The sequence below is a fragment of the Streptomyces sp. PU-14G genome, assembly GCF_041028275.1.
GTDB lineage: Bacteria > Actinomycetota > Actinomycetes > Streptomycetales > Streptomycetaceae > Streptomyces.
In genome coordinates this window covers 1-1,441 of sequence record NZ_JASKYT010000653.1, presented here as the reverse complement: position 1 = coordinate 1,441, position 1,441 = coordinate 1, and the positions used below count along the sequence as shown (strand labels likewise).

Genomic DNA, 1,441 nt, shown 5'->3' with positions numbered 1-1,441 from the left:
GGGTGGGAGGGGAGGAGGAGAGGGCGGAGGGTTACTCGTCCGCCGTCCTGCGCCAGTGGCCGTCGTCCCCGTCCTGGTACCAGCCGAGCTCTGCCAGCGCCGCGCGGTCGTGCTTGTCCAGCGCGTCCGGAGCGCAGCGCTCGATCAGATCGGGCCGGTGGGCGGTGGTGCGGGCGAAGGCCTGGTCGCGGCGCCAGCGGGCGATCCGACCGTGGTGGCCGCTCAGCAGCACCTCGGGGATGCCGCGTCCGCGCCACTCGGGCGGCTTGGTGTAGACGGGGCCCTCCAGCAGGTCGGCCATGGCCCCGGGCGCGAAGGAGTCGTCCTGGTGCGAGGCCGCGTTGCCCAGCACGCCGGGCAGCAGCCTGGCGATCGCCTCGACCATGACGAGCACGGGAGCTTCCCCGCCGGCGAGCACGTAGTCGCCGATGGAGACCTCCCGCACGTCCAGCCGCTCCCCGTACTCCTCGATGACCCGGCGGTCGATGCCCTCGTACCTGGCGGGCGTGAAGACGAGCCAAGGCTCGTCGGACAGTTCGACGGCCAGTTCCTGCGTGAAGGGTCTGCCGCTGGGGGTGGGCACGACGAGGACGGGCCGCCCCTGCGCCGGCTCGCCGCTCGCCAGCACGTGGTCGAGGGCCTCACCCCACGGCTCCGGCTTCATCACCATGCCGGGGCCGCCGCCGTAAGGGGTGTCGTCGACGGTGTGGTGCCGGTCGTGCGTCCAGTCCCGCAGGTCGTGGACGCGGACGTCCAGCACGCCGCGGGTGCGGGCCTTGCCCACCAGGGAGACGTTCAGCGGCTCCAGGTACTCGGGGAAGATCGAGACGACGTCGAGCCTCACCGCGGGTCCCCCGGGCCGGCCTCCGCCTCCGCGTCCGCCTCGTCGAGGAGGCCGGGGGGCGGGTCGATGACGGCGCGCTGAGCGGCCAGGTCGATCTCGGGAACGATCTCGCTGACGAACGGGACCAGCACTTCCCCGCCGTCCGCTCCCCGGACCACGAGCAGGTCCTGGGCCGGCAGGTGCGCGACGCTCTCGATGCGCCCGACGGCGGTCCCGTCGACGGTGACCACCTCCAGATCCTCCAGCTGGTGGTCGTAGAACTCCTCCGGGTCCTCCGGACGCTCCGCCGGGTCGATCTCCGCGACGAGCAGCGTGTTGCGCAGGGCCTCGGCGGCGTTGCGGTCGCGGACGCCCTCGAAGCGCAGCAGCAGCCGTCCGCTGTGCACCCGCCCGGCGGCGATGGTCAGCGGCCCTGCGGAGGCCGGGTCGGTGGTCAGTACCGCACCCGGCGCGAGCCGCGCCTCCGGCTCGTCGGTCCTGACCTCGACCGTGACCTCGCCCTTGATGCCGTGGGCGCGGCCGATCCGCGCGACGACTAGCTGCACTGTGCCTCTCCGTGCTCGGTGCTCATCCGTAGTTAAGGACTGGGGGTGGGGC

The 1,441-nt window shown here is 73.2% G+C and carries 2 protein-coding genes; both read right to left on the bottom strand.

The features are described from left to right. Nucleotides 1–31: 31 nt before the first annotated feature. A complete protein-coding gene (trmD, locus tag AB8Z75_RS34410) occupies nucleotides 32–844 on the bottom strand; it encodes a tRNA (guanosine(37)-N1)-methyltransferase TrmD (RefSeq protein WP_369208995.1) in 813 nt (270 codons plus the stop codon). Next, a complete protein-coding gene (gene rimM / locus AB8Z75_RS34405; RefSeq protein WP_369208993.1) occupies nucleotides 841–1,389 on the bottom strand; it encodes a ribosome maturation factor RimM in 549 nt (182 codons plus the stop codon). Before rimM ends, trmD begins: the two co-directional genes overlap by 4 nt. Nucleotides 1,390–1,441: the final 52 nt, after the last annotated feature.